Genomic DNA, 24,797 nt, shown 5'->3' with positions numbered 1-24,797 from the left:
TAACATTAACGATGCCGCTTGATCGCCAGGAGGTGTCATTTGGATACGCTGGATATGTGTCGCAATGGCACATGTGACGCCGTTACTCAGCGACACAGCCAGCTATGTAACCGAAGAGACACTACGCGGGGGCGTGGAAGGCGTGCTAAGGCGGGCCGCCGGGAAGACACAGCGGAAACGGGCACCTTCACCCGGATGCGAGTCGATTTGCAACTGAGCATCGTGGCGCAACAGCACATGCTTAACAATCGCAAGGCCCAGCCCGGTGCCCCCGGTAGCGGTACTGCGGCCTTTATCGACGCGATAAAACCGTTCGGTGAGGCGGGGAATATGCACAGGGTCTATCCCTTCACCATCGTCACACACTTCGATACAGGCACCTTGGCCAAACGCTTTCCAGCGCAGCGTAATCTCGCTGCCAGCAGACGTATAGCGCACCGCATTGAAAGCCAGATTAGAAATGGCACTGCGGATTTCCTGCTCGCTGCCCACCAACTGCGTGGGGTAGTCGCCTTCAATGGTGAGCGTGTGCTGATGCTCGGAAAGCGCCAGCGCATCGGCCCCGACACTGTTTAGCAGGGACGTCACGTCCATTGGCTGATGATCCTGTCCGCCCTGATCAATTTCCAATCGCGACAGCAGCAACAGGTCGTTGACCAGATTTTGCATGCGCTGTGTCTGAGCCTGCATCTGCCCAATGCTGCGCCCCAATCGGGGTGGAAGCTGATCAGCCATCTCGCCATAGGTTTCGAGATAGCCCGATAACACGGTTAACGGTGTGCGCAGCTCATGGGAGACGTTGGCAACGAAGTCGCGGCGCATCTGCTCTAGCTGATGCAAGCGCGTAATATCGCGCGCCATGACCAGGCGCTCGTCGTCACCATAAAGGGTAATCTGGTACTGCAAAATGCGACGCTCATCGATCGGCGACGTGAGCGTCAACGGCTCACTGTAGTCACGGGCATTGAAATAGCTGATAAAACGCGGATCGCGAAGCAGATTGGTAATATGTTGTCCGCGGTCGTGAGCGGTTTGTAGCCCCAGCATATTGCTGGCAGCGCTGTTCCACCACTCCAGGTCGCCGTGACGGTCGAGCATCACCACGCTATCGCGCATGGCTTCCGAGGACTCTTGAATGCGGGAAAGCGTCGAGCGGAGACGGCCCTGGGTAATCCGTTGGCTTTTCTGATATCGGTACAAACGATCAAACAATTCGCCCCAAAGTCCTCCTGCGGCCGGCGGTTCATCCTGCGGGCGTTGCGTCAGCCAGCGGTAAGCGGCGCGCAATTGCCGCAAGTGGTAGACCAGACACATCGCGAAGCCACCGGCCAACCCCAGGCCCGGCAGACCAAGTAGCCATCCCAGGCAGATGCCGAGTGCCGCCCAACCTAGCAAACGCCAAAGCTCACGGCTCCACAAACGCACGGTTAAGCTCGAGCGGAGAAGCGGTAGCCCGTACCGCGTACCGTTTGGATCAAGTTCTGATGTCCGTCGCCCAGGGCTTTGCGTAGCCGACGAATATGAACATCCACGGTGCGCTCTTCCACGTAAACATTACCGCCCCACACCTGGTCGAGTAACTGGCTACGTGTGTAGGCCCTTTCCTGATGGGTCATGAAGAATTGCAACAGCCGGTATTCGGTCGGCCCCATATCCAGCGCTTTACCGTAGGCACTTACCCGGTGGCCCACCGGATCAAGCAGCAACCCATTAATTTCGATGGGATCTTCCACGCCACGTGGGGTCGCACGACGCAGCACGGCCTTGAGGCGTGCCACGAGTTCACGGGGCGAAAACGGCTTGGTGATATAATCGTCGGCCCCCGCTTCAAGCCCCTGTATCTTATTGTCTTCTTCACCCTTGGCGGTGAGCATGATGATCGGCAGTTCGGCGGTGGTTTCCTCGCGCTTGAGGCGCCGAGCCAACTCGATGCCGCTGGTACCGGGCATCATCCAGTCGAGCAATAGCAGGTCAGGCTGATGATCAACGACCATGGCGTGGGCATCCTGAGCGTTGTCCGCTTCAAGAACACGGTAGTCGGCCATTTCCAGCGCCACCGCGATCATCTCGCGAATGGATGCTTCATCATCGACGATCAAGACGGTCTTGGCGGTCATTCCAGAGCCTCACGGTGTCCGATAGAAAGTAATCCAGTGACAGGTACATGACGATCACACCATGACTTGATGACAATTCTATGACATTGACAGAGATTCGCCAGCCGTTGGCCACCAACTCAGCGCAATACCGGCAAACACCAGCAGGCCCGACCAGTGATTATTCAGAAACGCCTGAAAACAGGCATCCCGCTCACGGTGACGGATCAAGCGCTGCTGGTGAATAAACGTCGCCGCCATCCCCGCCAGGCCGAGCCAGAAAAAACCGCCCAGCCCGAGGCGCGCGCCCACCCAGGCCAGCAATGCCAGCGTGGCCAGCTGAAGCAGCCCGATCACCAGCCGGTCGGAATTACCCAGCAACACGGCCGTCGATTTAATGCCAATCTTGATATCGTCATCACGATCAACCATGGCGTACTGGGTATCATAAGCAACTGTCCACAGCACATTGGCAAAGAACAGCAGCCATGCCTCTACCGGCACATGGCCAAGGACCGCACCGAACGCCATCGGAATCGCCCAGGAAAACGCCGCCCCTAGCACTACCTGGGGAAAATGCGTGTAGCGCTTCATGAACGGGTAGATAAACGCCAATACCACGCCACCCACCGACAGCAACACGGTAAACCAATTGGTCAACAGCACCAGCATGAAGGCCGCCGTCACCAGCCCGATAAACAGCAGCTGGGCCTCGGTTTCACTGATCCGCCCGGTTGCCAGCGGGCGCTGTCGGGTACGTTTGACGTGGCCATCGACGTGACGATCGGCATAATCATTGACCACGCAGCCCGCTGCGCGCATGACGTATACCCCGGCGATAAAGATGAGCAGTACGTTGCGCCCGGGTACCCCTTCGCCGGCGACCCATAAGGCCCACAACGTTGGCCACATCAGCAGCCAGGTACCGATCGGCCGATCCAGACGCATCAGCTGTATAAAATCCGCCAGCCGACTCAACCCGGTTGGCCGTAATAAAGAACGATCCATGCTTACCTCACCCATCCAAGAGACGCAGCGTTAGCCTAGCGCGAAGGCAGCGCAAGATCATCCGCCATGGTCGATAAAAAGTATTCCTGTACCAGCAGCGATAACCCGCCGTGCTTACAGCCGTGCTGAAATACCGAGCGGCGCCCCCACAGGCTGCTGGCATCGCCAGGGAAGGTAAAACCAGGCGCATGACGCGTGGCGTACAGCGGGCCACGCACCAGGTCCGGCTGGCGAAACAGCCAGCTGCCCAATGAACGCTCACCCAGGTTTTCCAGACACTGGCCTCTGAGCGCCTTGAGGGGAGCCACCGAACGCGCCACTACCCATGGTGTTTCATCCACACACAGGGCGACCTCCCGGCGCCACGCATAGCGCCGGGCGGCCATACCCAGCGCCAGGGCCTCATGCGGCTGTGGAAAGCCAACCCCCTGGCGTAACAGACGCACGCGGAAAGGCCGCTCGCCCCCTGCGGACACAATACGCGCCGTGAGTGAGTCCGTGGAGGCAACCCATTGCCACCACGGCGCGCTCATCGCCGGACGCAGCGCTCTAATGGGACGCCAACATGGCAAGTCAGGGGCAGTTTCAACACAGTGACGCGACACCAGAGCCTCCAGGCAATTAAACGATCACCTAGTGTAACATGTGGGCTTTACAGGCTTTTGTCCCACTGACCACTGGATACCCGGATGCCCTCATCACACGCTGAGCTCGTTATCGTTGGCACTGGCATGGCGGGCGTTGGTCTTGCCCGTGCGCTGCGCCGCAAAGGCGATACGCGCACCCTGCACTTGATCAGCGCCGATAGCGGCGACGATTATACCAAACCACTGCTGTCTACCGGCTTCGCCAAACGCCTCCCGCCCGAAAAGCTCGCACAGCGCAACGCCGCGGCGCTTGCCGAATCACTTGACGCTCGAGTGATCACCCACACCCCTGTCCGCCAGATTGACGTGGCTAACCGCTCGCTGCGGCTGGAAGATGACCAAGCGCTTGGCTACGACCGCCTGGTGTTAGCCACCGGCGCCGAACCAAGGGTGCCCATGGCGATACCCGATTCCGTCAAAGCGCATTGCTTTACCGTCAACGATCTTGACGACTATCGCCGTTTTCATCGTGCGCTGGGGACAGCGCCTGCTCGCGTGGCGGTGATCGGCGCAGGCCTCGTCGGCTGCGAGTTTGCCAATGATCTGCACGCGGGCGGTCATGACGTCACCGTTATTGCCCCCGATGCCACACCGCTTTCCCGCTTGCTGCCTGGCCCCCTGGGCCGAGCACTCGGCAAGGCGTTTGTTGACGCAGGCATCCACCTTGCCCTGGGCAGAACCATCAAGACCATGGCCCTTAATGATGACCCCGGCGTGACGCTGACGCTGGATAACGACGACACGTTCAACGTCGATGTCATCTTGATGGCGACGGGGTTGACCCCGCGTACCGCTCTGGCTGAGACAGCAGGGCTCACGGTTTCCGCCAGCGGTATCCTGGTGAACCGGCAACTGCGCACCTCTCACCCGGATATCGATGCGCTGGGCGACGTTGCCTGCGTCGACGGCATCAACGCCATGTACGTTCAGCCCCTGCAAGCCAGCGCCCAGGCGCTCGCCGCCACCCTGGTCGGCACACCCACACAGGTCAGCTTCGGGGCCTGGCCGGTGATCGTCAAAACGCCCCTGCTACCGGTGGTTGCCTACCCACCGGTCGAGGCCCCTGAACGTTGGCGGATCGAAGGCGAAGGCGTTGATATGACGGCAATCGCTGAAGATAAAGACAGACGTTTGATTGGTTTTGCATTGACAGGCAACTGCGTGAGAAGGAAAGTGGAGCTTTCCAGAGCAGCCCCTACGCTGCTAGGCTGAATTCCGCGGCGCTCGCGGCTTGGCTGAAACGACGGCCGCGCCTACAGTGTCCTTACCAACAACACGACAGTGTATCTTGCACGATCATTAAACAAAGGGAGTTTCCTTATGCGTAAACCTGAACTTGCAGCCGCCATTGCGGAAAATGCTGATCTGTCCAAAGATAAAGCGGGCCAAGTCCTCAACGTCATTCTTGATGAAATTACCAACAGCGTGTCCAAAGGCGAAGACGTTGCCCTGATCGGTTTTGGCACCTTTACCGTCCGCGAACGCGCTGCGCGTACCGGCAAAAACCCACAGACCGGTGCGCCGCTGCAGATTCCGGCCAGCAAAAATGTCGCCTTCAAGCCGGGTAAAGCGCTCAAGGACGCTGTTTCCTGATGAAGCTCAAACTGACGCTGTGGCTATTGGGCTTCTTGCTCAAACGTGCCCTGCGCCGCAAGCCGCGCTTTCGCGAACAGCTGGAACGCATGCGCGGCCTGGACTGGGGCATTGCCACAGAAGATTTGAGTACTGCCCGTTACTACCGGATGACGCCAACCAGCGTTACCAGTGGTAAAGGGTTGCCGGTCGACCTGGACCTTGAACTGCGCTTTCGCGACGACGAGGCCGCTTTACGCATCCTCAAGAAGCCCACGCAGCAAGCCTTCCTCGACGGCATGATCAACGGCGAGGTCCGCCTGGTAGGCGACTCTGCCGATATGAACAAGCTACAGAAACTGCTCAAGCATTTGTAGTTTGCGGCCCCGACAGCACTGCTAGCGCTCGAGGGGCCAGTCACGTCACCCTGTCCGGATACCGCCGGTGACTCGCCCACCCCGCTGCTAGGTTACCCCCTCGCCGGTCACTGATAGATCAGCGTTGCAGACAGGCGCTACCCAAACCCTCTATACTATGGTCTCGACTAAAGTCTAATAAAAGCGACCACCAAGAGACCCTATGCCCATTGCATTACCGCTGCGCCGCCTCTGGACGCTGGATAAGTTCGCCTACAGCGTGCGCGTGTTTATCGCCTTCAGCGGTGCGCTACTGCTCAGCGCGCTGCTGGGCGATGTCGCCTTGGTCATCCCGCTGTTTCTGGGCATTATCGCCTGCGCACTGTCGGAAACCGACGACAGCTGGGAGGGCCGTTTCCAGGCCCTGCTGGTCACACTTGCCTGCTTTGCCTCGGCGTCGTTCATCGTGCAGTGGCTGTTCCCGTGGCCGTGGCTGTTTGCCCTGGGGCTGGCGATTTCGACGTTTACCCTGATCATGCTCGGGGCCATTGGCCAACGCTACGCCACCATCGCCTCGGGTACGCTGATTCTGTCGATCTATTCGATGATCAACATTGAACAGCATGGCGGGGTGGATGAAGACGTCGCCTACCGCCAGCTTCTGCTCCTGGCGGGTGCTGCCTGGTACGGCGTCATTTCGGTCATCTGGTGCGCGCTTTTTTCGCGCCAGCCGGTCAAGCAGAGCATGGCGAGGGTATACAAGGCACTGGGCGAATTTCTGATCTTGAAGTCGGCCTTGTTCGAGCCGGTCCGGGGTGTGGATGTCGAAGCCCGCCGCGTGGCGCTGGCACGCCAGAACGGTAAGGTCGTTACCGCGCTTAATCAGGCCAAGGAGATGATCTTTCGCCGCCTGGAAGGCCAGCGGGGTGACCAGAAGCTCAACCGGTATCTACGCATCTACTTTATCGCCCAGGATATCCACGAACGGGCAAGCTCAACCCACTACCCGTATAGCGCCCTGACCGATGCGTTCTTTCACCATGACGTGCTGTTTCGCTGCCAGCGGCTGCTCGATCAACAGGGTCGTGCCTGCCGTCAGTTAGCCAAGTCGCTGCTACTCAACCGCCCGTTCGGCCACGAACAGAGCGAACAGGCACTGGCCGACTTGCGCGCCTCGATCGATAACCTGGGCGACCAAGGGAAACCCGAGTGGCAACCGCTTATGCGCCCGCTCAACGCCCTGGCGGATAACCTGACCACCCTGGAAGCGCAGATTGCCAGCGCCCACAACCCGGACACCGGCAGCGAACGCCGTGACAGCGCGCTTTACGACCGCTCACCCTCTAGCCTGCTGGAAGCCTGGAGACGAGTGCGGCTCAACTTTACCCTGGGCTCGCCCACCTTTCGCCACGCCGTCAGGCTGAGTACCGCGCTCGTGGCAGGCTATGGGCTACTGCACTGGCTTGATCCGGAGCAGGGTTTCTGGATCCTCTTGACCACGCTGTTTGTCTGCCGACCCAACTTTGCCACCACACGACGGTTTCTTTCTCAGCGGATCATCGGCACGGTGTTGGGGTTAGTCGTCGGCTGGGCATCCATCAGCCTGTTTCCCCACCCGCTGGTGCAAAGCATGATCGCGGTGGCGGCGGGGGTGTCGTTTTTTGCCAATCGTGAAAAGCACTACGTGATCGCCACCGCCTCGATCACCCTGCTGGTGCTGTGTAGTTTCAATCAGGTAGGTGACGGCTTCGATCTTATCTGGCCGCGCCTGTTCGATACGCTGATTGGCGCCCTGATAGCCGGCCTGGCGGTGTTCTTTATTCTGCCCGATTGGCAAGGGCGCCGGCTTAACCGTGAGGCTGCACATGCGCTGACCAACCATCGCCGCTACCTGGAAGAAATCATTCACCAGTACGAAGAAGGCAAGCAGGACGATTTAGCGTATCGCCTGGCACGACGCAATGCGCATAATACCGATGCGGCGTTGTCCACGCTGCTGACCAATATGCTTCACGAGCCGGGGCATTACCGTAAGCAGGATGCCGACAACGGGCTGCGCTTTCTGGTGCTTTCCAACACCCTGCTGAGCCACCTTTCGGCCCTCGGCGCCCATCGCCACCAGCTAGCCGACGACGAGGACGACAGCGCGTCCGTGCCCGCCGCCAAGCGCATGTGCGAACTGCTCGACCAACTCGCCGAGCAGCTACAAAACCGCCAGCCAATAACCCCGCTGTCGGCCCAGGCCGAGGCGCTGATCGCGCAGCTCGATGAGCAAGGCCCGCCCAAAGAGGAAAACGCCGTCACACGTTACCGGCCGATCCAGAGCCAACTGCGCCTGATTGCGAACCAGTTGGCACCGCTGAGCGACGCGGCGAGTCGTCTTATCAGCACTAACGGAACTGACGACCCTGGCTTGAGTTAAACCTGCCCATAGCGCCCGGCGGCTTCGCCCAGCCAGCGGCGCACCAGCACGGTGGTGATGTCCTTGTTGCCTTGCAGCGCCTGGGCCAGCGCCGTGACCTGGTCCAGCAGGTCAGCATCGCGTTCCAGGTCGGCAATTTTCATCTGCGCCAGGCCGGTCTGGCGGGTGCCGAGGACTTCGCCGGGGCCACGAATTTCCAGGTCTTTCTCGGCGATGCGGAAACCATCGGCGGTTTCGCGCATCACCGCCAAACGCTGACGGGAGGTTTTGGACAGCGGCGGGTGGTAGAGCAGCACGCAGAAACTCTCGGTACTGCCGCGCCCCACGCGGCCGCGCAGCTGGTGCAACTGGGAAAGCCCCAGGCGTTCGGGGTTTTCGATAATCATCAGGCTGGCGTTGGGGACGTCCACGCCCACCTCGATCACGGTCGTGGCGACCAGAAGGTCCAGCTCGCCTTCTTTAAACGCCGCCATCACCTCGGCTTTTTCGCTGGACTTCATGCGCCCGTGCACCAGGCCAATGGCAAGCTCCGGCAGCGCCTCGGTAAGCTCGTCGCGGGTGACTTCCGCCGCCTGGCACTGCAGCGCTTCGGACTCTTCGATCAGTGTGCACACCCAGTAGGCCTGGCGGCCTTCGCTGCAGGCGCGCCGGATACGCTCGACCACTTCCGGGCGGCGCTCGTCGGAGACCACCACGGTCTTTACCGGCGTGCGGCCGGGAGGCAGTTCGTCGATCACCGAGACATCCAGGTCCGCGTAGGCACTCATGGCCAGCGTGCGGGGAATGGGCGTGGCGGTCATGATCAACTGATGGGGTGTCAGCCCGCCCGCTTCGCCTTTTTCACGCAGCGCCAGGCGCTGGTGCACGCCAAAACGGTGCTGCTCGTCGATAATCGCCAGCCCCAGGCATTGGAAATGCACATCGTCCTGAAACAGCGCATGGGTACCCACCACCATGCGCGCACGGCCATCGGCAATCGCCGCCTTGGTATCCAGCCGCGCTTTGCCTTTGAGCTTTCCCGCCAGCCAGGCCACTTCGATGCCCAGTGGCTCAAACCAGGCTTTAAACGAGCGGTAGTGCTGCTCGGCGAGGATTTCAGTGGGTGCCATGATGGCCGCCTGGCAGTTCCCTGCCAACGCCGACAACGCCGCCATGGCGGCGACCACGGTCTTGCCCGAGCCCACATCGCCTTGTACCAATCGCAACATGGGGGCAGGACGGGCAAGGTCCAGAGCAATTTCTTCCAGCACCCGCCCCTGGGCACCCGTCAGGGCGAAAGGCAGTTGGGCAAGAAAACGCGCCTGAAGGCTTCGCCCGGAAGGTAACTCAGGGGCGCCATCTGACTGAATGCGCAAACGTACCTCGCGCAGGCTTAGCTGGTGAGCCAATAGCTCTTCCAACGCCAGACGCCGCGTCGCCGGGTGCTGGCCGTGGGTGAGTTGCTCCAGGTCGGCATCCGGCGGCGGCTGGTGGAGAAGCTTCAGGCTGGCGTGCAGTCCGGGTAGCTGAAAGCGCTGGCGCAGGGCGTCGGGAATAACGTCGGGCAGCGCCTTGGGCTGATTTTCCAGCAGTCCCAGCGCCTGCTGGGTCAACGCGCGCAGGCGCGTTTGATGCAACCCTTCGGTGGTGGGATAAATCGGCGTAAAGTACTCGTCGACCGGCGTTTCGCTGCCACCGCTCAGCCTATATTCGGGGTGATAGATTTCCAGACCCGTCGCCCCGGCGCGCGCTTCGCCAAAAGCTCGTACGGTGGCCCCGGGCCTAAGTTGTTGCTGCTGGGCGGGGGAGAAATGAAAAAAACGCAGGCTTAAAATGCCGCTATTATCGCGCAGCCTCACCAGCAGGCTGCGTCGGCGCCCTTTGACCACATCGCAGGCGGTGACCTCGCCCTCGATGACCGCCTCGCTGCCCGCGCGTAGCTCGCCGATAGGTGTCAGCCGGGTGCGGTCCTGGTAGCGCAATGGCAAATGAAACAGCAAGTCGCTGACCTGCTCGATCCCCAGGCGGCCGAGCTTCAGCGCCAGTGCTTCACCAACGCCTTTAAGGGCGGTGACCGGTGCCGAAAGCGCCGTCATGAGGCAACCGTCGACGCCTGGGTTGGCTGACGACAATGATTGATGGCGTTGATCAACGCATCAATGGCTTTGGGGCGCGGAAAGCTGGCCCGCCAGGCAATCGCGACCGTTCGCGAAGGCGCGGGGCTGACAAAGGGGCGACTGACCAGCATGGCGTTTTCATACTGGTCGGTACCCAGCGCCGACTGAGGCAGTACGGTGATGCCCAGCTTGGAAGCCACCATATGCCGGATTGTCTCCAGCGAGCCACCTTCGGCGATAAGCGTGTTATCGGGGTTATTGAGCTTTTGCGTGATCGCGGGACAGGCTTCCAACAACTGGTCGCGGAAGCAGTGGCCCTCGCCCAGCAGCAATAGGCGCTCTTCCAATAGCTCTTCTTTATGGATCGCCTTCCGCGCTTCCCAGCGATGCTTGGCAGGCAGCAGGACTTCAAAGGTTTCATCGTAAATCGGCTTGGTCACCACGTCGGTCTCGGTGAACGGCAACGCCACGATGATGACATCCAGCTCACCGCTGCGCAGCTTGGTGCGTAGCCCGCCGGTCAACCCTTCTTCAATATACAGGGGCATTTGCGGCGCAGCCTTGGCAAGCTCGGGTACCAGGTGCGGAAACAGATAGGGGCCGATGGTGTAAATGGCCCCGATCCGCAGTGGATTGGCAAGCTGGTCTTTACCCGCACTGGCCATATCAAAGATAAGACTACTCTGCTCAAGCACACGCTGTGCCTGGGCAATGATCTTTTCACCTAACGGCGTTACCTGGACCGTCGCCTTGGAACGCTCGAACAACGGCGTTTCCAGTTCATCCTCGAGCTTTTTGACGGCCACCGACAAGGTGGGTTGGGAAACATGGCAGCGCTCGGCGGCACGGCCAAAGTGGCGCTCCTGGGCAAGGGTTACGATGTAGCGAAGTTCTGTTAAAGTCATAGTGGTGCCAGTGGCATCCTCTCGTAGCAGCTTGTGACTAGCGATCGCGACAGTTAGCGGGTAGGCAACGGACAAACAAGCCCTGCTGACGATGTCGTCTCTACGATTGCTTCTATATATAAGGAATTGTAGATCAGGGACCTTGTATCTAATAGGGATTATTTATCAACAGGAGCGAGCAAGTGACGCTAACCGTACTGATTATTGGCTGTGGCGATATCGGCATAACGCTCGGTCGCGAACTGCTTAGCGAAGGACATCGCGTGATTGGGGTTCGTCGCCATGTCGATGCTCTACAAGATACCGGTATCGAGCCCTTGGCACTGGATCTCAATGAGCTCGAAGACGCCGACGCCAAGGCACTCCCCGAGGCGGATTACGTCATTTACACGGTAAGCGCCGACCACTTTGAAGAAAGTGCCTACCAGAGTGCTTACCCCGAGGGCTTGAAGCGGGTATTGAGCGTCATGGAACAACACGCCACGCCGCCCCGCCGCGTGTTTTTCGTGTCGTCGACCAGCGTCTACGGCCAGCAGGAAGGCGAGGTGGTCAACGAGGAAAGCCCAACCGAACCGACAAGCTTCTCCGGCACCCTGATGTGCGAAGCCGAGCAGGCGCTTATCAACCACCCGCTACCCGGCACCGTGGTGCGTTTTTCAGGCATCTACGGTCCTGGCCGCGACCGGCTTATCCACCAGGTCGCCGAAGGTCGGATCGCCGCGGTTACCCCGGTGATCTATTCCAACCGCATTCACCGCGACGACTGTACCGGCATTCTGGCCCATCTGATTCACTGCCAGGAAAACAGCCAGCCATTGGCGGACCTCTATCTGGGCAGCGATTGCGAACCGGTCACGATGCACAACGTGATGGACTGGATTGCCCAGCAACTCAAAGTCACGTCCACTGACACGATGCAATCGCCGCTGCGTCGTCGCACCAGCAAGCGTTGCGATAACCGGCGTATCCTGGAAACCGGGTATCAATTCCGCTACCCAACGTTCCGCGAGGGCTACGCTCAGGTATTGAAAAAAGGTGGCTTCTGGCGCGTGCAAAAGGCTTAACCGTCCGCCACATGCTCACAACACTGCCATGAGTCTCCAGCTTGCTCATGGCAGGTGTTTTTTCTGCCTTAATCGCCAATGACCATGACGGCTTCGGCTTCCACCTGGCTCCCCTTCGGCAGCGCTTTTACCCCTACCGCGGCGCGGGCCGGGAACGGCATGTCGAAAAACTCTTCCATCACCTTGTTCACGATCGCAAAGTTATCCAGCTCGACCAGGTACAGGTTCAGTTTGACGATATCGCCAAGCGTCCCGGCAGCTTCTTCGCAGACCGCCTGAAGGTTGGTAAATACTTGACGAGCCTGCATTTCAAAATCGTCTGACACGATTTCCATGGTGGCCGGATCCAGCGGAATCTGGCCCGACAGGTACACGGTATTGCCTGCTTTAACCGCCTGAGAGTAAGGGCCGATGGCGGCGGGGGCTTTCTCGGTGTTGATAACAGCTTTGTTGCTCATTGGATGTCATGCTCCTTGGTGCACTCAACGTTGATCATGGTGGTCTCGCCATCGCTAACGCTGCCAGCCATGGGCCAGCAGGTTGCCACAGCGGGCACTTAATTGGCCATGCGGGTTATTTTGCTGACGTTAGGCAGGTTGCGAATACGTTTCATGATGCGGGCAAGGTGAACGCGGCCCTTTACCGAAAGCGTGAGGTTCACAGTGGCAAGGCGCGCATCGCGCTCTTCAATCCCGATGCGCTCGATGTTGGCATCCGCATCGGTGACCAGCCCGGCGAGTTGCGCCACGATCCCTCGGCGACTTTCGATTTCAATGCGCAGGACAACCGGGAAGTCTTCGTCGATGTTCTCTGACCATTCCAGCGCAAAGACTTTGTCAGGGTCGTCTCTGTCCAGCAGGTTTTTACATTCAGACCGGTGAACCACAAGCCCTTTACCCATCGAAAGATGGCCAATAATGCTATCACCGGGCAGCGGGTGACAGCAGCGGGCAAAGTTAATCACCATGCCCTCGCTGCCGCTTATCACCACCGCCTTTTGGCTGGTGCCCTCATTGATCAGCTCGTTGGGATGGCCGTCCGCCACATCCACCAGCCGTCGTGCCACGACGTGGGCAACGCGGTTGCCAAGGCCCAACGACTCCAGCAGCGCTTCTTCTGACGCCACGTCGAGTTGCTCGAAGGCGCGGTTTAATACCGTCGGTTCCAGCTCTTCCAGGCTGGTATTGAAGGGGGCCAGTGCCTTGTTCAGCAACCGCCGCCCGAGCATCACCGCTTCGGTATGCCGCTGATGCTTGAGGGCATGACGAATGGCCGAGCGCGCCTTGGCCGTGGTGACGAAGTTCAGCCACGCCAGATTGGGGCGCGCCCCCGGCGCCGTGATAATTTCCAGCGTCTGGCCGCTCTCCAGACGCGTGGAAAGCGGCGCCAGATGGCGATCAATACGGCAGGCGATACAGTGGTTGCCGATATCGGTATGCACCGTATAGGCGAAGTCGATCACCGTAGCGCCCTGGGGCAGCTCCATGATATCGCCCTTGGGGGTAAACACGTAGATATCGTCGGGAAACAGATCGTTTTTGACGTGCTCGATAAACTCCAGGGAATCCCCGGCGTGGCGCTGCATCTCCAGAAGCCCTTTCACCCAGGCGCGGGCGCGGGCGTGGCTGCCTTCGGCGATCGGGTGCGAGGTTTGCCCGGCTTTATACAACCAGTGGGCGGCAATGCCGTTATTGGCCATGGCCTCCATTTCGCGGGTGCGAATCTGCACCTCTATCGGCATCCCCCGCGCGCCAAACAGGGTGGTATGCAGACTCTGGTAGCCGTTGGCCTTGGGAATCGCGATGTAGTCCTTGAACCTGCCCGGCACCGGCTTATATAGGTTATGCACCACACCCAGAATGCGGTAGCAGCTGGCCACATCGTCGGTAATGATGCGAAAACCGAACACATCCATGATTTCGACAAAGGGTTTGCGCTGGTCGCGCATCTTGCGATAAATCGACAACAGATGCTTTTGGCGGCCGACGACCGTACCGCTCAAGCCTTCGTCGTCGACGCTTTGTTGCAGCGTCGCCTGGACTTCCCGCATGGCACTGCGCCGATGCCCCCGAGCGTTGGAGACGGCGCGCTTGATGCGCTCGGAGCGCATTGGATGAATCGCCTGAAAGGAAAGGTCTTCGAGCTCGACGCGGATGGTGTTGATCCCCAGCCGTCCGGCGATGCGGGCATAGATTTCGAGGGTTTCGCGGGCGATGCGGCGCTTTTTATCGGGGCGCAGCGCGCCCAGGGTGCGCATGTTATGCAGCCGGTCAGCGAGCTTGACGATAATCACGCGGATATCCCGGGACATCGCCAGGACCATCTTCTGGAAATTTTCCGCCTGGGCGACGGCTTTATCCTCGAAGGTGATCTGGGTCAGCTTGGAAACCCCGTCAACCAGTTCCGCCACCGGCTCGCCGAACTGGGCGCCGAGGGCTTTTTTCGACACCCCGGTATCTTCAATGACATCGTGCAGCATGGCGGCCATCAGGCTCTGATGATCCATGTGCATGTTGGCGAGGATGTTGGCCACCGCCAGCGGGTGGGTGACGTAAGGCTCGCCGGAGCGCCGCCGCTGACCATCATGGGCCTGTTCGGCGTAGTAAAAGGCGCGTTTGACCTGTTGAATCTCGTCGGGGGGTAAGTAGCCGCCGAGTCGGTCGGCCAGGTCATCAATGGTAAACATTCACCGCGCCTCTAATCGGTCGTGAACCCTAGTCGTCGATTTGTGCGCTGGGAGCCATCGCCGGGCGCGTGCGAACGGGCGCTTCGACCGGTTCGTCCAGTATCGTGTGATCGACCAGACCCGCTGCAATTTCACGCAGTGCCAAGACCGTGGGCTTGTCATTTTCCCAGGCCAGTTGGGAATCACGGGTGCCCCGCGCCAGCTGACGGGCACGCTGGGTGGAGATCATCACGAGCTTGAAACGGTTTTCCACATTTTCAAGACAGTCTTCAACGGTGACGCGAGCCATGGGTGCCTTCCTGTAATAACGACGCTGGATCGCGTCCGTAAGGGGTCAAACGGGTCGATCCAGCTAAAGAGGGTAGTAGAACCGTGTAGATTACTCGACGCCGGGCGCCTGTGACAAGAGCGTTGCCAGCAAGGGCGCGTGGCGTTCGCTCATTAACGGGCGCGCCAGGCGGCGGCTAATAACCAGCGACTGCAATTCCTGCAGGGCAGTGGTGAAGTCATCGTTGACTACCAGGTAGTCGTATTCGTCGTAGTGCGACATTTCGCTGATCGCATCACGCATGCGTCGCGCAATGATGGCGTGCTCATCGGTTCCCCGGCTGGCCAGGCGACGCTCCAGCTCGGTGCGCGACGGTGGCAGGACAAAAATCGACACGGCCTCGGGCATTTGTTCGCGCACCTGGCGCGCGCCCTGCCAGTCGATTTCGAGAATCACGTCCTGGCCGGCATCAAGTACCGTTTGGACGGCCAGGCGCGAGGTACCGTAATAATTATCGAAAACCTTGGCGTACTCAAAAAACTCGCCACGCGCAATCATCGCCTCAAAGGTTGCCGCATCGGTGAAGTGGTAATTCACACCATCGACCTCCCCCTCGCGCTTGGCCCGGGTGGTGTGCGATACCGACACCTGAATGCCATCGAGGCTTTCGATCAGCTCGCGCACCAGGCTGGTTTTACCCGCCCCCGATGGGGCAGAAACGATAAACAGTGTACCTTGGGACATACGCGCTTCCCTTGTTGGCGAGGTAAACTCATGCAATTAGAGCAGTGTAGAAAAGGGACGCAGTATCGCACACCCGTCGCGACGACTGTAGCGTTTCGCAGAACAGGGAGGTCACGATGCGAAGTAGCTGGCTGATACTGGCACTGATCGCGTTAGCCGTTGCCCTGCAAAAGGGCGTCATCGACATTCCCCGCCACTGGTCACCGTGGGCACCGCTATACGTCGACGACCCGATAACACCGGTCACGTCGCTAAAACTGCGCCGCCTGGAACATGACCGTGACGGCTGCCTGGCCGCACTGGACAGCGTGCCGGATGATGCGCTGCGCTATTCCCCTCTGGCCGACTACACCCCCGTTGATAGCTGCCCGCTTGAGAACGTGGTGCGCCTTGAAGACAGCAGCGTCGCCTTCAACCAATCGTTTGTAGCCAGCTGCCCCTTGGCGCTTGCCTGGGTGATGTTCGAGCGCCACGCGCTGCAACCCAGCGCCGAGACCCTTCTCGGCACCCGGGTACGCCAAGTCGACCATGTGGGAAGTTTTGCCTGCCGCGACGTATACGGTCGCGAAAGCGGACGACGCAGCGAGCATGCTACTGCCGAGGCGCTGGATGTAACCGGCTTTCGCCTCGCCAACGGTGAGCGTATTACCCTGCTTGAGGACTGGGGCAACGGTGGGCCAGCGGGGGCGTTTCTGCGCGACATACGCGATGATGCCTGCGACTTCTTTGGCAACACACTGGGCCCAGACTACAACGCCGCCCACGCCGACCACTTTCATTTCGGGATGCGCGGCTTTCGCCTCTGCCGTTAGGTGGCGTCCGCCAGGCGGGCCGGGGGATAACGTTTCTCCAGCCATCGCCCGGCCGCAAACAGCACCAGCCCGCACAGCGCCAGCCCGGTCCCCACCAGACCGGTGCTAGACCAGCTGAAACCCGCGCTGATCACAAGCCCGGCAAGCCATGCGCCCAATGCGTTGGCGCCGTTGAACGCCGCATGGTTGAGCGATGCCGCCATGGTCTGGGCGTCTTCGGCGACATCCATCAATCGGGTCTGGAGCGCCGGGGCAAGCGCCATGCTGGAGCCCACCAGCCCCACGAACAGCAGCCCGGTCCACACATTGTTGGCCGCAAAGTAGAAAAGCCCCTGAATCACCGCGCACCACACCAGGGTGGCAGGAATCGCCCGCATAAGGTTTTTATCCGCCGCGCGGCCGCCAACCAGGTTGCCGGCAATCGAGCCCAACCCGAAAATCACCAGCACCAGTGGCCCAAGCGCCTCGCTCATGCCCGCCTGATTCGTCAGGGTCGGCATCACGTAGCTGAAAATTGCGAACATGCCGCCGCAGCCGATGCACGCAATGGCCACCGTGACCAGCACGCGCTGCTTGACCAGCGCCGAGAGCTCGCGAAGCGGGCTCGCATGGGCATCGAACGGCTGCACCGGCACCCACAGGCGAATCAACAACGCGGTGATCAGCGCAATGCCGCCCACCGCCCCGAAGGCCACCTGCCAGCCAAACAGATTGCCCGCCCAGGTGCCCAGCGGCGCACCGATCAGGATCGCCACCGTCAGGCCCATCATCACCCGGGCAATGGCCCGCGCGCGCTGGTCGACCGGCACCGCCCCGGCGGCAACCAGCGCCGCCACGCCAAAGTAGGCGCCATGGGGAAGCCCGGCGATAAAGCGCAGGCCCACAAACGACCAGAACCCCGGGGCCAGGGCGCTGGCAATATTGCCCAGCGCAAATACCAGCATCAGTGCGATCAGCAGCGCGCGCTTGGGGACGCGTGCCGCCAGCGCTGAGATCAGCGGCGCGCCGACCACCACGCCCAGCGCGTAGCTGCTGATGGCGTAGCCCACCTGGGGCACGCTAACCGCCAGGTCTCCCGCCACACGGTTCATCAGCCCCATGATCACGAACTCGCTGGTGCCGATACCAAAGCCACCCAGCGCCAATACAAATTCGGCCAGCCGCGGATTTCGCGCCAGCCCCGATGACGATGCCTGCATAACACTCCTCCGGGTACCTCGGCACCCGCTGACAAAACGGCCTTTAGAGTGGAATGATCGCAGGACTAGACGAAAGTATAAATATAACGCGGCAAAAAAATTAGCGCGCGAAGAAATGGCCTATGGTTAGTCAACCACCCGACCATGATTTGAGCTTTGACGACGAGTCTGCCCACAATACGGCACAATCAAGCCGCGCGAGGTTGCCATGACGCCCGACACCATCAAAGAGGCCATGCAGGTACTGGCCAGCGCCGACACGGACATCGGCCGCGCTTACCCACTGGTGGGCGCCCCTGCCCCACGCCAGCGCGATCAGGGCTTTGCGACATTTTTCAGTACCATCATCAGCCAACAGCTTTCCACTGAGGCCGCCCGCGCCATCATGGGCCGCGTCAACACGCTGCTGCCCGAACTGCATGCCCAGGCCGTGATGGACGTGGAGGGGCAGGCGCTGCGCGATGCCGGGCTCTCCTGGCGCAAGATCGAATACGCCAAGGGGCTGGCCGAGGCGGAACTGGCCGGAACGTTCAGCGCCGATGGGCTCGAGCAGCTAAGCGACGACGAAGCGATTGCCGCGATTACCCAGCTACGCGGCTTCGGCCGCTGGAGCGCCGAGATCTACCTGATGTTTTCGCTCAAACGCCTGGACATCTTCCCCGCCGACGACCTCGCCCTGCGCGTGGCGCTGGGTCGCTTGAAAGGCATGGACGACAAACCCACGCCCAGGCAGGCGCGCCAGCTGGTCGAACACTGGTCGCCCTGGCGCAGCGTGGGCTCGCTGTTCCTGTGGCACTACTATCGTGGCGAACCGCTGTAGGGACGCCGCCGTTGAGCACCCGGTGCTCGCTTTATCGCCATCTCAAGGAGTCACTCACCATGGCCAACCCAGCCCCCGCCTACCGCGCCAAACCTGGCTCTCCCCTGAGCGTTGACCCGGCGTTCTACAACCGTATTGCCAACGCCACGGATCAGCGAAGGCTGGTAGAGACGCTGGAGGTGCCGATTCGCGACGCGCGCGCCTGGAAAGTGCCCGCCGGTCACGTGATGCGCATCTGTACTCGCCAGGGCCCTCAGGTGGGCGATTTCAACCTCTGGTCGCTGCATAATCCCCGCGAGCGCTTCTGGGCCTCGCGCACTCGCCAACTGCAGCGCGCCCACGTCAGCGTCCAAGACCGTCTATGGTCGACCCTGCCCTATCTGCGGCCCATGGCCACCATCACCGCCGACACGCTCGAGCATTACGGTGTCGACGAGGACGGCGGGCGTGTTCACGATCTACTAGGGACGCGCTGCGACCCCTACGTGAACCATTTGCTGACCGGTGAGGATTTCGACTTCCACTGCCACTCCAACCTGACCCGGGCCGTGGCACCGTTCGGTCTCACCGAATTCGATATCCACGACGTGCTCAACGTCTTCCAGTGCACCGGCCTGAACGAAAAGGACCAGTACTTCATGAAAGCCTGCCCGGCGCAGGAAGGCGACTACCTGGAACTGTTTGCCGAGATTGACTTGCTTTGCGCACTCTCGTGCTGCCCAGGCGGCGATCTCTCGGTAGATTTGTGGGGCAGCGATGCCACCGATGACGACCTGCTGGCCACCTGCCATCCCATCGGCATCGAGATCTACGCGCTCGATGACTCGCTGCTAGAAGGCTGGTCGCCGCCGACGCCGCCCGACTATCGCGGCCACCACGGCGTGCGTCCGCCCGAAGCGGATTGGAGCGCCAAACGCCGTTCGTGCTGCTGACGCGGCTGTCAGGCATCGAGGCCGCCAAATTTGCCGTTCTGGTAGTCCTCCACCGCCTGAACGATCTCTTCACGGCTCGACATCACAAAAGGCCCGTGGGACACCACCGGTTCATCGATCACCTCGCCGTGGCCAAACAGCAGGCGCGCGTCGCTGCTGGATTCGATGTCGAGGCTGTCACCATCGCGATCCACTTCGATCAGGTGGTGCGGCTTGACGGCGTCGCCGCCCACCGTGACCTCGCCGCTTACCACGTAGAGAAATACCTGCCGCCCCGGCGCCACGGGTAACCGTTCGTGGCCACCAGCCGGCAGCCGCAGCGTGGACATGAAAACGCCGGTCAGCGTGTCGATGGGGCCTGTGTGCGCCTGCCACTGCCCGGCGATCAGGTTCAGCTCGCCGCCGCCCGGCAACGCGATGGCCGGTATGTCCGGCTGCTGCAGGCCGACGTAGCGCGGCTCGCTCATCTTCAGCCGCGACGGCAGGTTGACCCACAGCTGGAGGATCTCCAGCGGACCGCCCTCGCGCATGAACTCGGGCGGCGATACTTCCGCATGCACGATGCCGCTGCCCGCCGTCATCCACTGCACGCCGCCCGCATGGATCACGCTTTGATGGCTGGTGCTGTCCGCGTGGGCCAGCGAGCCTTCCAGAATAAAGGTGACCGTCTCGAAGCCCCGGTGCGGGTGTGGGCCGAACGGCAGGCCCTGGTTATGGGCCGGATACGTCTGGGGGCCGTGGTGGTTAAGAAACAGAAACGGATCGTGCTGCTCGAGCTGCGGTCCCGGCAAGGGCCGCCGGGTGACCAGATCGCCGATATCGTCGCGCCTGGCCGGGTGCTGGGCGATGACATGACGCGTTGTGAGGGTCTTATCGGATGACATAGCTAACTCCTTATCGATATCCCCCAGCGTAAAACCCCAGCGCGCCCATGAGGAGCGAATAATTTGGCCCGATTCATTGAAGGAAATTGGTAGAAACCGGCTACGGCGCGCGAACGTCCAGTCGGCCCACCACCTCCAGCCCATCCGCGGTCGGGCGCACCACCACCATCTCGCCCGACCCCACGCCGCGGCCGGTCAGCGCCGAGATATTCACCTGATGGGTTACCAGCAGCATGTTGCCTGACTTTTCCCAGGCGGCTATCTGCTCAAGAGCAGCTTGGGTGATGACGTCCCGATCACCGCGTCCGCGAAAGAACGAGTCCAGCCACGGCGCAGGCTCGACGTCGCCCAGTTCCATGAGATCGGCGGTATCCAGCGCCCGACACCAGCGCGACGAATACACCGCACCGATGGGGATATCGCGCTCGTGAAACGCCTCGCCAATCGCCCGCGCCTGGGCACGCCCCTCCCCAGACAGGTTGCGCTGGGTCTCGCAGCGGCCACGTTCGAACCCGGGCGGGTCGCCGATGCCCGGCGCCAGCGCATGGCGCATCAGCACCACCAGACCGCCTTCTTCAAGCGACTGCCAGATGGCCTCGTTTGCCTGAACACCGAGCGGCAGCGCGCCCACTATGGCAAGGAGTAGGGTTAGTATTATGTGGCGAAGGGTGGGCATGGGGATTGTCCTTCAATCATTGATGAAGCATTGGCCAAGCTAACGGCAATAGGCATGTGATATTAACCAACCTTCCCGATTCAAGACGCGGCAGGCATTTGCCATGGCAAAGCCTAAACGACTTGGCGCGGCGATACGCGCTGACCCAGCCAGCCCCATTCAACGCAAGGATAGCTTCCTCATCAGGCGCAACGCCTGAGCACGCTTTCTCAAAACGCCGTCACTACCGTCACGCCCGCCCCTTCAAACTTATCCATGTTCATCAGCGCCTCAATGGACTGCTCGAGGGTGATGCGCCTGCCGATAAGTTGCTCAGGCGCCAGCTTGCCAGACTGGATCATCGCCAGCATGGCGCCGTAACGATGCGCTTGCATGCCGTGACTGCCGAGTATTTCAAGCTCGTTGGCAATCACCTGGCTCATGGGAATAGCCGGTGTGCTGTTCTCCGCCAACATCAGCCCGACCTGAATATGCTTGCCACGCTTACGCAAATTGCTGATGGAGTTAAAGCAGGTGGTCGGGTGTCCTAGCGCATCCAGTGACACGTGAGCGCCTCCCCGGGTTATGTCCGCCACCGCCTCTACCACATTGGCCACCTTGGCGGCATTCACGGTGGCAGTCGCGCCCAATTGGCGGGCCAGAGCAAGCGCTTTTTCCGAAATATCGATAGCGACAACGTTAGCGCCGATGGCGTTGGCAATCATCACGGCGGATAGACCCACACCCCCGCAGCCATGAACCGCCACCCACTGCCCGGCCGATGTTTGGCCCTGATCGACCACCGCCCGAAAGGAGGTGACGAACCGACAGCCCAGGCTGGCTGCCGTGGCAAAGTCGAGCGTTTCGGGCAGCGCGACCAAGTTGACGTCGGCGTAGTGAATACTCACATACTCGGCAAAAGACCCCCAGTGCGTGAAGCCGGGTTGGAACTGACTATCGCACACCTGATGGTTCCCGGCGTGGCACTCAGGGCAAGTGCCACAACCACCGACGAACGGCACCGTGACGCGATCGCCAATGCGCCACTGTTTGACGTCCTTGCCAATCGCTTCGACAACGCCTGCCAGCTCATGCCCCGGCACATGAGGGAGCTGGATATCGGTATCGTGCCCCACCCAGCCATGCCAGTCGCTGCGGCATACCCCGTTCGCCATTACCTTCACTACCACGCCATGCGGTTCTGGCGCCGGATCAGGCACCTGCTGTATGTGGGGAGGGGCGGAAAACTGCTCAAAAACAACGGCTTTCATAAACGACTCCTGCGCGGTATCCATTGTTTTACTATAACCAACCGCCCCTGAAATTACTTTTCTGATGGATGGACACACAGGCTAATTTTGAATCATTCTTTCTTTTATACGCATAAATCTGAAAGAGATTTTCAAATGAGCCAACTGGACAACATAGATGCCCAACTAATCGATAGCCTTCAAGCCGATGGTCGGCTATCCATCACCAAGCTGGCCGAGCGGCTGGGAATGAGCGAAGCCACCTGCTGGCGGCGTCATAAACGCCTGGAAGAATTGGGCGTGATCGAAGGCTATCAAGCCACGCTGAACCGCCGAAAGCTTGGCGGCAACGTGCTGGCCTTTGTGCAGATCACCTGTACGCAACACAGCGAGGCGGCCACCGCGGAGTTCGAACGCATTATCCAGGCCAGCTCCCGGGTGCTCAGTTGCCATAACACCACCGGCGAGGCGGACTTCCTCTTGCAGGTCATCGCCCGCGATCTTGATGACTACAGCCGCTTCGTGGAAAAGGTACTACGCCAGCTGCCGGGGGTATCGAGCATCCGCTCCAATATCTCTCTGCGGGAAATGAAGGCGACAAGCCACTTGCCGGCTGGGGAGTTGCTGGGGCTGTGAGCGAGGCAGTTGGGGAGGGGCCAGTCGAACAACGTCAGCAGCAGGCTACAGCACGAAAAGCAATAAAAATAGACACAATAATATCCATAAAAAACCTAAAACATCTATAATAGGTACAGGAGTATCCTTTTTAGGAATGTTAACTTATGCACCGTTTTCTGCTGTTGGACGATACCGATGTTCAGCAAGCCTTTGCTGCTCACCTGCGTCGGTTACGCGAACAGGCCAAGCTATCCCGGGCGTCACTGGCGCAGCGCAGCAGTGTGCCCGCCCCCACCATCAAAAAATTTGAGCTCACCGGGCAAATCTCGTTTCGCCAGCTGCTGTTGCTATGGCAAAGCCTGGACGACTTGGCGCGGCTATACGCGCTGACCCAGCACGACGCATTCAAAGAAAAGATACCTTCCTCAATCGATGAGGTACTCAAAGATGGCCTTTAAGCCTACGCAACGGCTGAACGTGACGCGCACGCTATCAACCGGTGAACAGGTCGCGGCTGGCGTATTGGCACAAAACCGCCAAGGGGTATTCTTTCAGTACGCGGAAGGCTATCTAGAACAGCATGGCAATCTATCGCCTTTTACGTTAGAAGACGACCTGACACTTCAACCCGCCCCTAGAACGCCGCATCAAGGGCTTCACGGCGTATTTGGCGACTGTTTACCCGATGGCTGGGGTCTGCTGCTACAGGACCGCGCCTTTCGTCAGCATGGCATAGGACCTACGCAGCTTACGGCGATGGACCGGCTGGCATTTGTTGGCCAACGTGGTATGGGCGCACTGGCCTTTGAGCCAGCATCAGAGGCAGCGCCGACACAGAGCGATAACGAAGACCTGGCGACACTCGGACTCCAGGCACAGGCCGTTTTTGATGGGCAAACGGAAGATGTGCTCAGCGCTTTGGTCGCAGCGGGTAGCTCTGGCGGGGCAAGGCCGAAGGCACAGCTTTTCATGCCGCCTGGTCAATCGAAAAAGTGCCGAACCTATGCCCAGCCAGAGGATGACGCCTGGCTGGTCAAGTTTACCTCTCAACACTTGCCACTGGGCCATGAAGAGGGGCTATGCGAAGCGGCATACCTGGAAATGGCTAAAACAGCAGGCCTTGAGCCGCCCGAATGGCAGTTACTACGCATACCTACGCCACAGGGTGAGCGCGCCTGGCTTGCCATCAGACGGTTTGATTGGATCCATCAGACAAACCCTACGGGGCGCCTCCATATGCACAGCGCCTGCGGGCTGCTGGATGCCGATTTCCGAACCCCTAGCCTTGATTACACCGACCTGATCAAGGCAAGCCGCCAGCTGTGTCAATCCCCCGCCGTAGGCCAACTGCAATTCCGACGCGCACTATTCAACTTATTTGCCTGCAACCAGGACGATCACAGTAAAAACTGGGCGTTTCTGCAGGATGATCACGGCCAATGGAAACCAGCACCGTTTTACGATGTGACCTTTAGCCCCCACCCTTTTGCAGAACACGCCACTGCCTATATGGGCTTTGGCAAGCAGCCCTCGCTAAAAGCCATTCAACAGCTCGCCACCCATGCAGGCTTTGCCAACTGGAAACAGGCTCAGCCGCACGTTCAGAAGATCGCGGACGTTATTGGCAACTTCCCGGCTGTGGCAAAAGACCTTGGTGTGAAAGCCAGCACGGTCAAGCTGATCACCCAGCGATTGAACGAGGCTTGGCAGGAGAATAAGGGGATTTTAATCAGTTGAAGATCGGGCATTTAATGTTATCTGTC

At 60.2% G+C, this 24,797-nt stretch carries 25 protein-coding genes; 11 read left to right on the top strand and 14 right to left on the bottom strand.

Annotation, left to right across the window (positions count from 1 at the left end; translation table 11 throughout):
- Positions 1–102 precede the first annotated feature (102 nt).
- The 4 genes from phoR to QC816_RS07330 form a co-directional block, all read right to left on the bottom strand.
- Positions 103–1,425, bottom strand: a complete 1,323-nt coding sequence (gene phoR, locus QC816_RS07345; protein WP_309781497.1) for a phosphate regulon sensor histidine kinase PhoR — start codon at positions 1,423–1,425, stop codon at positions 103–105.
- Positions 1,426–1,427: 2 nt separating this feature from the next.
- Complete coding sequence (gene phoB / locus QC816_RS07340) at positions 1,428–2,117, bottom strand: phosphate regulon transcriptional regulator PhoB (protein WP_085920025.1); 690 nt, start codon at positions 2,115–2,117, stop codon at positions 1,428–1,430.
- A 78-nt stretch (positions 2,118–2,195) separates the two neighbouring features.
- Entirely contained in the window at positions 2,196–3,104 is a 909-nt protein-coding gene (ubiA, locus tag QC816_RS07335; RefSeq protein ID WP_309781496.1) for a 4-hydroxybenzoate octaprenyltransferase, read from the bottom strand.
- A gap of 35 nt (positions 3,105–3,139) precedes the next feature.
- Positions 3,140–3,637, bottom strand: coding sequence for a chorismate--pyruvate lyase family protein (locus QC816_RS07330; protein ID WP_422823735.1), 498 nt, complete (start codon positions 3,635–3,637; stop codon positions 3,140–3,142).
- 156 nt (positions 3,638–3,793) lie between these two features.
- Between QC816_RS07330 and QC816_RS07325 the strand changes: the two genes are divergently transcribed.
- The 4 genes from QC816_RS07325 to yccS all read left to right on the top strand — a co-directional run bounded on the left by QC816_RS07325 (position 3,794) and on the right by yccS (position 8,101).
- On the top strand, positions 3,794–4,963 hold the full coding sequence (locus QC816_RS07325) for an NAD(P)/FAD-dependent oxidoreductase (RefSeq protein ID WP_309781494.1): 1,170 nt from the start codon (positions 3,794–3,796) through the stop codon (positions 4,961–4,963).
- Between the two features lie 69 nt (positions 4,964–5,032).
- On the top strand, positions 5,033–5,344 hold the full coding sequence (locus QC816_RS07320) for an HU family DNA-binding protein (protein ID WP_172822115.1): 312 nt from the start codon (positions 5,033–5,035) through the stop codon (positions 5,342–5,344).
- Positions 5,344–5,700, top strand: coding sequence for a hypothetical protein (locus QC816_RS07315; protein ID WP_085920021.1), 357 nt, complete (start codon positions 5,344–5,346; stop codon positions 5,698–5,700). The genes QC816_RS07320 and QC816_RS07315 overlap by 1 nt, the downstream gene beginning before the upstream one ends.
- A gap of 202 nt (positions 5,701–5,902) precedes the next feature.
- The gene (gene yccS, locus QC816_RS07310) at positions 5,903–8,101 is read left to right on the top strand and encodes a YccS family putative transporter (RefSeq protein WP_309781493.1); all 2,199 of its coding nucleotides are present in this window, start codon (positions 5,903–5,905) and stop codon (positions 8,099–8,101) included.
- Here the strand turns inward: yccS and recG are convergent.
- Together recG and QC816_RS07300 are read right to left on the bottom strand one after the other, a co-directional pair.
- Positions 8,098–10,176: an ATP-dependent DNA helicase RecG gene (recG, locus tag QC816_RS07305; RefSeq protein WP_268901820.1), complete on the bottom strand. Its 2,079-nt coding sequence runs from the start codon at positions 10,174–10,176 to the stop codon at positions 8,098–8,100. The two genes, yccS and recG, sit on opposite strands and share 4 nt — an antisense overlap.
- On the bottom strand, positions 10,173–11,102 hold the full coding sequence (locus tag QC816_RS07300; RefSeq protein ID WP_085920018.1) for a hydrogen peroxide-inducible genes activator: 930 nt from the start codon (positions 11,100–11,102) through the stop codon (positions 10,173–10,175). The genes recG and QC816_RS07300 overlap by 4 nt, the downstream gene beginning before the upstream one ends.
- Before the next feature lie 182 nt (positions 11,103–11,284).
- On the opposite strand from QC816_RS07300, the gene QC816_RS07295 reads away from it, so the two are divergent.
- Positions 11,285–12,166, top strand: a complete 882-nt coding sequence (locus QC816_RS07295) for an SDR family oxidoreductase (RefSeq protein ID WP_085920017.1) — start codon at positions 11,285–11,287, stop codon at positions 12,164–12,166.
- 68 nt (positions 12,167–12,234) lie between these two features.
- Here the strand turns inward: QC816_RS07295 and QC816_RS07290 are convergent, their stop codons facing one another.
- The 4 genes from QC816_RS07290 to gmk all read right to left on the bottom strand — a co-directional run bounded on the left by QC816_RS07290 (position 12,235) and on the right by gmk (position 15,864).
- Positions 12,235–12,624, bottom strand: coding sequence for a RidA family protein (locus tag QC816_RS07290; protein ID WP_085920016.1), 390 nt, complete (start codon positions 12,622–12,624; stop codon positions 12,235–12,237).
- 98 nt (positions 12,625–12,722) lie between these two features.
- Positions 12,723–14,852 carry a RelA/SpoT family protein gene (locus tag QC816_RS07285; protein ID WP_309781492.1) on the bottom strand — a complete coding sequence of 710 codons (2,130 nt, stop codon included), beginning with the start codon at positions 14,850–14,852 and terminating at the stop codon, positions 12,723–12,725.
- A 28-nt stretch (positions 14,853–14,880) separates the two neighbouring features.
- Positions 14,881–15,141, bottom strand: coding sequence for a DNA-directed RNA polymerase subunit omega (rpoZ, locus tag QC816_RS07280; protein ID WP_230445492.1), 261 nt, complete (start codon positions 15,139–15,141; stop codon positions 14,881–14,883).
- Between the two features lie 90 nt (positions 15,142–15,231).
- Positions 15,232–15,864 carry a guanylate kinase gene (gene gmk / locus QC816_RS07275; RefSeq protein WP_309781491.1) on the bottom strand — a complete coding sequence of 211 codons (633 nt, stop codon included), beginning with the start codon at positions 15,862–15,864 and terminating at the stop codon, positions 15,232–15,234.
- A 116-nt stretch (positions 15,865–15,980) separates the two neighbouring features.
- Here gmk and QC816_RS07270 point away from each other — a divergent pair, with 116 nt between their 5' ends.
- Positions 15,981–16,676: an extensin-like domain-containing protein gene (locus tag QC816_RS07270; protein WP_309781490.1), complete on the top strand. Its 696-nt coding sequence runs from the start codon at positions 15,981–15,983 to the stop codon at positions 16,674–16,676.
- On the opposite strand, the gene QC816_RS07265 is transcribed toward QC816_RS07270, so the two are convergent.
- Complete coding sequence (locus QC816_RS07265) at positions 16,673–17,875, bottom strand: MFS transporter (protein ID WP_264824960.1); 1,203 nt, start codon at positions 17,873–17,875, stop codon at positions 16,673–16,675. The two genes, QC816_RS07270 and QC816_RS07265, sit on opposite strands and share 4 nt — an antisense overlap.
- A gap of 208 nt (positions 17,876–18,083) precedes the next feature.
- Between QC816_RS07265 and QC816_RS07260 the strand changes: the two genes are divergently transcribed.
- Together QC816_RS07260 and QC816_RS07255 are read left to right on the top strand one after the other, a co-directional pair.
- Positions 18,084–18,695: a DNA-3-methyladenine glycosylase family protein gene (locus tag QC816_RS07260; RefSeq protein WP_309781489.1), complete on the top strand. Its 612-nt coding sequence runs from the start codon at positions 18,084–18,086 to the stop codon at positions 18,693–18,695.
- 59 nt (positions 18,696–18,754) lie between these two features.
- Positions 18,755–19,627 carry an urea carboxylase-associated family protein gene (locus tag QC816_RS07255; RefSeq protein WP_309781488.1) on the top strand — a complete coding sequence of 291 codons (873 nt, stop codon included), beginning with the start codon at positions 18,755–18,757 and terminating at the stop codon, positions 19,625–19,627.
- An 8-nt stretch (positions 19,628–19,635) separates the two neighbouring features.
- Here the strand turns inward: QC816_RS07255 and QC816_RS07250 are convergent, their stop codons facing one another.
- From QC816_RS07250 to QC816_RS07240, 3 genes are all read right to left on the bottom strand, one after another.
- Positions 19,636–20,511, bottom strand: coding sequence for a pirin family protein (locus tag QC816_RS07250; RefSeq protein WP_309781487.1), 876 nt, complete (start codon positions 20,509–20,511; stop codon positions 19,636–19,638).
- A 100-nt stretch (positions 20,512–20,611) separates the two neighbouring features.
- Positions 20,612–21,187 (bottom strand): histidine phosphatase family protein, encoded by a 576-nt coding sequence (locus QC816_RS07245; protein ID WP_309781486.1) that lies wholly within the window; start codon positions 21,185–21,187, stop codon positions 20,612–20,614.
- Positions 21,188–21,396: 209 nt separating this feature from the next.
- On the bottom strand, positions 21,397–22,437 hold the full coding sequence (locus QC816_RS07240; protein ID WP_309781485.1) for a zinc-dependent alcohol dehydrogenase family protein: 1,041 nt from the start codon (positions 22,435–22,437) through the stop codon (positions 21,397–21,399).
- Positions 22,438–22,572: 135 nt separating this feature from the next.
- Here QC816_RS07240 and QC816_RS07235 point away from each other — a divergent pair, with 135 nt between their 5' ends.
- The 3 genes from QC816_RS07235 (at position 22,573) to QC816_RS07225 (ending at position 24,771) form a co-directional block, all read left to right on the top strand.
- Positions 22,573–23,052, top strand: coding sequence for an Lrp/AsnC family transcriptional regulator (locus QC816_RS07235; RefSeq protein WP_309781484.1), 480 nt, complete (start codon positions 22,573–22,575; stop codon positions 23,050–23,052).
- 146 nt (positions 23,053–23,198) lie between these two features.
- Positions 23,199–23,492 (top strand): helix-turn-helix domain-containing protein, encoded by a 294-nt coding sequence (locus tag QC816_RS07230; protein ID WP_309781483.1) that lies wholly within the window; start codon positions 23,199–23,201, stop codon positions 23,490–23,492.
- Complete coding sequence (locus QC816_RS07225) at positions 23,482–24,771, top strand: type II toxin-antitoxin system HipA family toxin (protein ID WP_309781482.1); 1,290 nt, start codon at positions 23,482–23,484, stop codon at positions 24,769–24,771. The genes QC816_RS07230 and QC816_RS07225 overlap by 11 nt, the downstream gene beginning before the upstream one ends.
- Positions 24,772–24,797: the final 26 nt, after the last annotated feature.

Source organism: Vreelandella janggokensis (genome assembly GCF_031451615.1).
Classification (GTDB): Bacteria; Pseudomonadota; Gammaproteobacteria; order Pseudomonadales; family Halomonadaceae; genus Vreelandella; species Vreelandella janggokensis.
Note: the sequence above shows the minus strand (reverse complement) of the source record. Positions and strands in the feature narration are given on the sequence as shown.